This is a genomic window from Nonomuraea sp. NPDC001684 (genome assembly GCF_053596515.1).
In genome coordinates this window covers 1-7,167 of sequence record NZ_JBSFGJ010000463.1, presented here as the reverse complement: position 1 = coordinate 7,167, position 7,167 = coordinate 1, and the positions used below count along the sequence as shown (strand labels likewise).

Here is a 7,167-nt window from a genome sequence, read left to right as displayed (position 1 = left end):
CGGCCAGCTCCGGGACGGGCCCGTCCACCGGGACGCCCGGCGCGACGGCGTTGACTGGAGGCGCTGGCCGCGCGCGGGGCGTCCCCCGTCGTGCTGGGCGGCCACGAGGGCGTCGCCGAGGTCGCGGGCTGGCGGTGCGACACCGTGCTCAACGGCATCACCGGTGCGCTGGGCCTGACGTCCACGCTGGTCGCGCTGGAGGCCGGCCGCACGCTCGCGCTGGCCAACAAGGAGTCCCTGATCATCGGCGGGCCGCTGGTCAAACGGCTGGCCGCGCCGGGGCAGATCCTCCCGGTCGACTCCGAGCACTCGGCGGTGCAGCAGTGCCTGTGGGCGTCCGGCCCCGGCGGCCACGACCCCGCCGCCGTCAAGCAGCTCGTCATCACCGCCAGCGGCGGCCCGTTCAGGGGCATGAAGCGCGAGGAGATGGCCGACGTCACCCCCGAGATGGCGCTGGCCCACCCCACCTGGTCCATGGGCCCGGTCATCACCATCAACTCCGCCACCCTGGTCAACAAGGGGCTGGAGGTCATCGAGGCCCACCTGCTGTTCGACATCGGCTTCGACCGCATCGAGGTCGTCGTCCACCCGCAGTCGGTGATCCACTCCATGGTCGAGTACGTCGACGGCTCCACCATCGCCCAGGCCAGCCCGCCCGACATGCGCCTGCCCATCGCGCTCGCGCTGGCCCATCCGGCCCGCGTGCCCGGCGCCGCCCGGCCCGTCGACTGGACCAAGGCCCACACCTGGACCTTCGAGCCGCTCGACGACGCGGCCTTCCCGGCCGTCGCGCTGGCCCGGCACGTCGGCGCCGACGGCGGCACCGCGCCCGCCGTCTACAACGCCGCCAACGAGGTCTGCGTCGAGGCGTTCACCAGGGGCGGGCTGCGTTTCCCCGCGATCGTCGACACGGTCGCCAAGGTCGTCGAGGAACACCGCGTCACCCCGGCCTCCAGCGTGGAGGAGGTGCTGGCCGCCGACGCCTGGGCCCGGGCGCGTGCGGCCGAACTCACAGCCGGGCAGTCCTTCTAGCTACCTAGACTGGGTAGCGTCGTCACACCTAAGGGTAGAAATGTCTTCTGTAGCACTTGGCATCCCGACGGTCCGCCCCAAGCCGCTCGCCGAACGCCGGCACTCCCGCCAGATCATGGTCGGCAGCGTTCCCGTGGGCGGCGACGCGCCCGTCTCCGTCCAGTCGATGACGACGACGGTCACCGCCGACGTCAACGCCACGTTGCAGCAGATCGCCGAGCTGACGGCGTCCGGCTGCCAGATCGTGCGCGTGGCCGTCCCGTCGCAGGACGACGCGGACGCGCTGCCGATCATCGCGAAGAAGTCCCAGATCCCGGTCATCGCCGACATCCACTTCCAGCCGAAGTACGTGTTCGCGGCCATCGAGGCGGGCTGCGCGGCGGTCCGCGTCAACCCGGGGAACATCAAGAAGTTCGACGACAAGGTGGGCGAGATCGCCAGGGCGGCCGCCGACCACGGCGTGCCGATCAGGATCGGCGTCAACGCCGGGTCGCTCGACCCCCGCCTGCTCCAGAAGTACGGCAAGGCCACGCCCGAGGCGCTGGTGGAGTCCGCGCTGTGGGAGTGCTCGCTGTTCGAGGAGCACGGCTTCAGGGACATCAAGATCTCGGTCAAGCACAACGACCCGGTCGTCATGATCAACGCCTACCGGCTGCTCGCCGCCAAGTGCGACTACCCGCTCCACCTCGGCGTCACCGAGGCCGGCCCCGCCTTCCAGGGCACGGTCAAGTCCGCCGTGGCGTTCGGCGCGCTGCTGGCCGAGGGCATCGGCGACACCATCCGCGTCTCGCTGTCCGCGCCGCCCGTCGAGGAGGTCAAGGTCGGCGCCCAGATCCTGGAGTCGCTGGGGCTGCGCGAGCGGGGGCTGGAGATCGTCTCCTGCCCGTCGTGCGGCCGGGCCCAGGTCGACGTCTACACGCTGGCCGAGCAGGTCCAGGCTGGCCTGGAGGGGCTCAAGGTCCCGCTGCGGGTGGCCGTCATGGGCTGCGTCGTCAACGGCCCCGGCGAGGCGCGCGAGGCCGACCTCGGCGTCGCCTCCGGCAACGGCAAGGGCCAGATCTTCGTCAAGGGCGAGGTCATCAAGACCGTGCCCGAGTCGCAGATCGTCGAGACCCTGATCGAGGAGGCCCTGCGGCTGGCCGAGGAGATGGGCGTCGAGGTCGACCTCGACGACGACGACGTCTCCGGGCCCCAGGTGACCGTGGGCTGAGCGCCCCGAGGGGCCGGTTACCCGGTGCAATGGCCCCATTACAATCTGGCAAGCCTTTCCCCATACCCACCGTCATGACCCGCTCACCCGAGGGAGCATCACAGGGCCATGACGAGGGGGAGGGGCTGGGTGAAGCGCGTATTCAGTGTTGCCGTCGGCATCGCGGTGCTGGTCGCCGGGGTTGTCAGCGCGGACGGTGTGGCGTCGGCCGGCAGGGGCGCGGCCTGGGGGGCGCAACAGGTGGTCTGGGGGCCGTGCCCGGCGAAGGAGGGCAAGACGGTCCGGGCCGACCTGGAGTGCGCCACCGTACGCGTGCCGCTCGACTACCGCGACCCCTGGGGCCAGTCGATCAAGCTGGCGATCAACCGCATCAAGGCCAAGGTGTCCAGGGACGGCAACCATCTCGGCACCCTGCTGATCAACCCGGGCGGCCCGGGGGCCTCGGGCCGTGACCTGACCGAGTTCGTCTCGAACGGGCTGCCGAACAGGCTGGGCGAGCGCTACGACGTCGTCGGGTTCGATCCGCGCGGGGTCGGCGGCAGCGAGCCGTCGCTCCACTGCGTGGACCCCGACACCTACTACCGGGCGCCGCGGCCCGACGCGGTGCCGCACACGGCCGGCGACGAGAGCAGGCTGCTGGCCAGGGCCGACGAGTACGCCACCCGCTGCGGCGACCTCTGGGCCTGGATGCTGCCGCACCTGACGACCGAGAACTCGGCCAGGGACATGGACACGATCAGGGCGGCGCTGGGCGAGGAGAAGATCAGCTACCTGGGCTACTCGTACGGCACCTACCTCGGGGCCGTCTACGCCACCCTGTTCCCGCAGCGGGTCAGGCGGCTGGTCATGGACAGCACGGTCAACCCCGAGGGCGTCTGGTACCGGTCGAACCTGAGCCAGGACGTCGCCTTCGAACGCCGCCACCGCGCCTTCCTGGCCTGGACGGCCCGGCACAACGACGTCTACCGGCTGGGCGGCACGCTGAAGCAGACCTCGTTCGCCTACTACGCGATGCGCGACCGGCTGCGCACCCGCCCGGCCGGCGGCGTGGTCGGGCCGAGCGAGCTGGACGACACCTTCACCCTCGGCGGGTACACCGACCGGGTGTGGCCGGAGTTCGCCCGCGCCTGGTCCGCATACGTGCGCAAGGGCGACGTGCAGCCGCTGGTGGAGGCGTACAACCGGCGCGGCAAGAACGACGCCGACGACGAGAACGGCTACGCCGTCTACCTCGGCGTGCAGTGCCGCGACGCCGCGTGGCCGCGCGACTGGGCCAAGTGGCGCACCGACATGACCCGGCTCCACCACAGGGCGCCGTTCCTGACCTGGCCGAACGCCTGGTTCAACGCGCCGTGCGCGTTCTGGCCGGTCAAGGGCGGCACGCCGGTCGCGGTGCACGGCTCGCCGAAGCTGCCGCCGGTGTTGTTCCTGCAGTCGCGCGACGACGCAGCGACGCCGTACCGGGGGGCGCTGGCCATGCACCGGCGATTCCCGCGCAGCGGCATGGTGATCGACGAGGGCGGCAACCACGGCGTCTCGCTGGCCGGCAACCGGTGCGTGGACGGCCACCTCGCGGCGTACCTGGCCGACGGCACGCTGCCGGCCCGGACGGTGTCCTGCGCGGCCCTGCCGGACCCGGCTCCGGCCGCCCACATGGCCGCCCACATGGCCGCGCGCGGCGCGCAGGGTCACGATCGGCTCACCGACGTGCTGTCCCGGTGAGCTATTCGGGGGACGTTCGCGTAGTCTGACCATGTGATGCTGCGTACATCGGCGTCGCGCGTGCTCGACGACAGCGACCGGGACGAGGTTCTCGCCCTGCTTGACTGCGATCCGGTCGCCAACGTCTTCGTCTCCTCCCGGGTGCGGGCCGTCGGACTCAATCCGGCACGCCTCGGGGGGCAGATGTGGGGATTCGGGCCGCGCGGCGGGCTCGTGTCGCTCTGTTACGCCGGCGCGAACATGGTGCCGGTCAACGCCGGCCCCGAGGCCGTGCACGCGTTCGCCGACCGTGCCCGCAAGCAGGGGCGCAGGTGCTCGTCCATCGTGGGCCCCGTCGAGGCGGTGTCCCTGCTGTGGGAGCGGCTGGAGCCGCACTGGGGCAGGGCGCGGGCCATCCGGTGGGCGCAGCCGGTGATGGCGACCTCCAGCAAGGCTCCCGTGCCCGCCGATCCGCTGGTGCGCCGGGTGCGGCCCGAGGAGTTCGACATCGTGCTGCCGGCGTGCGTGGCGATGTTCACCGAGGAGGTGGGCGTCTCGCCCAACCTCGGCGACGGCGGCGCGCTCTACCGCACCCGGGTCGCCGAGCTGATCCGCATCGGCCGCTCCTACGCGCGCATCGACGACGGCCGGGTGGTGTTCAAGGCCGAGGTGGGCGCCGTCACGCCGCACGCCTGCCAGATCCAGGGCGTGTGGGTGGCCCCCGACCAGCGCGGCAAGGGCCACGCGGTGGCGGGCATGGCGGCGGTCGTGGAGGCGGCGATGAGCTGCTTCGCCCCCGTCGTGTCGCTCTACGTCAACGACTTCAACCACTCGGCGCGGGCCGTCTACCGCAAGGTGGGGTTCCGCGAGGTGGACACCTTCATGTCGGTGTTGTTCTGAGGGTGTGCGGCTTAGAGGCTGACCAGCTTGTCGAAGAGGCGGGCCAGCTCGGTGACGGGGTCGGCGGTGAGGCCGGCGTGCACCGGGCCGGTCTGGACGATCGTGCTGCGCGGCGCGGTCAGCCAGCGGAACCGGCCGCCCAGCGGCTCGCCCGCGAGGGGGCCCGGCCGGTCGCCGCAGGCCCGCTCGTAGGCGCTGAGCGCGTGGCGCACGCCGTCGAGGTCGGCGCCGGGGTCGAGGGCGCGCAGGCGGGCCGGGTCGAGGTGCACGCGCGCGCACAGGTAGTCGCGCGGCTGGCAGTAGAGCAGCACGCCGGCGTTGATCAGCTCGCCGCGCTCGATCTTCGGCATGACGCGGATCACCGCGTACTCGTAGACGTCTCTGGTCACCGGCTGCCTCCCCGCCAGAACTCGCCGACCGAGCCGGGCCCCGCTGCCCTGCGTTCCTTGTCGGGGCCGCGCAGCAGCCATTCGCGCGGGCCGTGCGCCCGGCTCAGCAGATGCTCGATGTAGGCCTCCCGCACGGCCTGGGCCGAGTCGAAGCCCGGCTCGCCGTCGAGCCATTCGTCGGGCACCAGGGCCGTCACCTCGCCGAGCAGCTCGCGGGTGATCCGGCCGGCCAGGTCGTCGCCGGCGGCGAGCACGTCGGGCGCGAACGGCGCGAGCACGTGGTCGCCGGTGTCGAAGGGGCGCTGCGGGTCGGCCGTGCGCCAGTTGTGGTGGAACCACAGCGCCGCGCCGTGGTCGATGAGCCAGGTGTCGCGGTGCCAGACCAGGAGGTTGGGGTTGCGCCAGCTCCGGTCGATGTTGTGGATCAGCCCGTCGAACCAGACGACCCTGGAGGCGAACACCGGGTCGGGGATCCAGCCCAGCGGGTCGAACCCGAGCGCGCCGGGCAGGAAGTCGACCGCCAGGTTGAGGCCGGTGCTGGCCTTGAGGAGGTCCTGGACCTCCTCGTCGGGCTCGCGGACGCCGAGCTGCGGGTCGAGGTCGATGAGCTTGAGCTCGGGGGTGCGCAGCCCCAGCCGGCGGCCCAGCTCGGCGGCGATGATCTCCGCGACGAGCACCCGCCGGCCCTGCCCCGCCTCGCGGAACTTCACCACGTACGTGCCGAGGTCGTCGGCCTCGACGACGCCCGGCAGCGACCCGCCCTCCCGCAGCGGGGTCACATATCGGGTGGCTGCGATCTTTTCCAGCACGGGACGAGGCTATCGTCCCCCTGGCCCCCATCCGTAACTCCGGGCCGGTTCAACGCGCCGGTGGCCGGACAGGACGGGCGAAAGGCGCGAACGGCTGCTGCAACGAGGCTTCGACGGCGGTGAACGCGTAGTCGAGCATGGCGTGCTCGTAGGCCGTCTTCGCCTCGGCGAGCGGGCGGCCTGCGGCGGCGGCCGCGGCCAGACCCGCGCTCAGGATGTGGGCGTCGCGCAGCGCGACGTTCGCGCCCTCGCCGCGTCCCGGGCTCATGCTGTGCACGGCGTCGCCGAGCAGGGTCACCGCGGGCTCGTCCCAGGGGCGTACGCGCCGGGCCGAGTGGGTGTGCACCAGGAACGTCGCCTCGGGGTCGGCGAGCTCGACGATCCGGCGCACGCCCTCGTGCCAGCCGGCGACCGTGGCGAGCGCGAGCCGGTGCAGGGCGGCGGGGGAGGTGTCGTCCGGCCGGGGGCCGGGGGCGGTCAGCGTCCAGGAGAAGTAGCCGGGGACGTCGGTCAGCTCCACGCCGGGGGCGTGCCGGGCGGCGGCCTCGGCCACCGGCGCGCAGGGGCGGCAGGTGGCGACCGAGATCGCGGTGTGGTCGGGCGCGGTGACCCGGTTGAAGGTGTCGACCAGGTCGGGAGGCGTGGCGGCCAGCAGGTCGGGGGTCAGGACGGTCCTGCCGTACAGGGCCCAGTCGAGCCGGTCCACGACGGCGTCGGGGAGGAGCTGGGCGCGGACGCGGGAGCCGACGCCGTCCGCGCCGGCGAGCAGGTCGCCGTCCAGGGCGGAGCCGTCGGCGAGGTGGGCGCGGACGCGGTCGCCGGGCAGCGGTTCGTACCGGGTGAACTCGGTGCCGAAGCGCACGTCGAGGCCGGACAGCAGGATCTCGCGCAGGGTGAGCCGGTTGACGCCGAAGCCGTCCACACCGGGGAGTTGGGGCGGGACGTCCTTGGAGAACTTGGGGACCAGCCGGGTGTCCATGAACGTCATGCGGGTGGCCGGGCGGATGGAGGTGGCCACGGCCAGGTCGTACAGGCCGGGGGGCAGGCACGCGCGCAGCGCCGCGGCGCCGGTCTCCTTGAGGCTGATGCGGTAACCCTGGGGGCGGTGGCCGGTCCGCCCCGGAAA

6 protein-coding genes and 1 pseudogene are annotated in these 7,167 nt (G+C 72.7%); 4 read left to right on the top strand and 3 right to left on the bottom strand.

The features are described from left to right. Window positions 1–60: 60 nt before the first annotated feature. From dxr to ACWCSD_RS43870, 4 genes and pseudogenes are all read left to right on the top strand, one after another. Window positions 61–1,032, top strand: a pseudogene (gene dxr / locus ACWCSD_RS43885) (1-deoxy-D-xylulose-5-phosphate reductoisomerase); the annotation flags it as partial. 40 nt (window positions 1,033–1,072) lie between these two features. Next, window positions 1,073–2,242, top strand: coding sequence for a flavodoxin-dependent (E)-4-hydroxy-3-methylbut-2-enyl-diphosphate synthase (gene ispG / locus ACWCSD_RS43880; RefSeq protein ID WP_358298617.1), 1,170 nt, complete (start codon window positions 1,073–1,075; stop codon window positions 2,240–2,242). A gap of 129 nt (window positions 2,243–2,371) precedes the next feature. Then, window positions 2,372–3,964 carry an alpha/beta hydrolase gene (locus ACWCSD_RS43875; RefSeq protein ID WP_397161041.1) on the top strand — a complete coding sequence of 531 codons (1,593 nt, stop codon included), beginning with the start codon at window positions 2,372–2,374 and terminating at the stop codon, window positions 3,962–3,964. 36 nt (window positions 3,965–4,000) lie between these two features. Beyond that, complete coding sequence (locus ACWCSD_RS43870) at window positions 4,001–4,843, top strand: GNAT family N-acetyltransferase (protein ID WP_352319456.1); 843 nt, start codon at window positions 4,001–4,003, stop codon at window positions 4,841–4,843. 11 nt (window positions 4,844–4,854) lie between these two features. Here ACWCSD_RS43870 and ACWCSD_RS43865 read toward each other — a convergent pair whose 3' ends face one another. From ACWCSD_RS43865 to ACWCSD_RS43855, 3 genes are all read right to left on the bottom strand, one after another. After that, window positions 4,855–5,232: a DUF3037 domain-containing protein gene (locus ACWCSD_RS43865; protein ID WP_397161039.1), complete on the bottom strand. Its 378-nt coding sequence runs from the start codon at window positions 5,230–5,232 to the stop codon at window positions 4,855–4,857. Then, on the bottom strand, window positions 5,229–6,041 hold the full coding sequence (locus tag ACWCSD_RS43860; protein ID WP_397161037.1) for a HipA family kinase: 813 nt from the start codon (window positions 6,039–6,041) through the stop codon (window positions 5,229–5,231). Before ACWCSD_RS43860 ends, ACWCSD_RS43865 begins: the two co-directional genes overlap by 4 nt. 49 nt (window positions 6,042–6,090) lie before the next feature. Then, window positions 6,091–7,167, bottom strand: a 1,077-nt coding sequence (locus ACWCSD_RS43855; protein WP_449924149.1) for an FAD-dependent oxidoreductase, incomplete at its 5' end; no start/stop codon positions are given.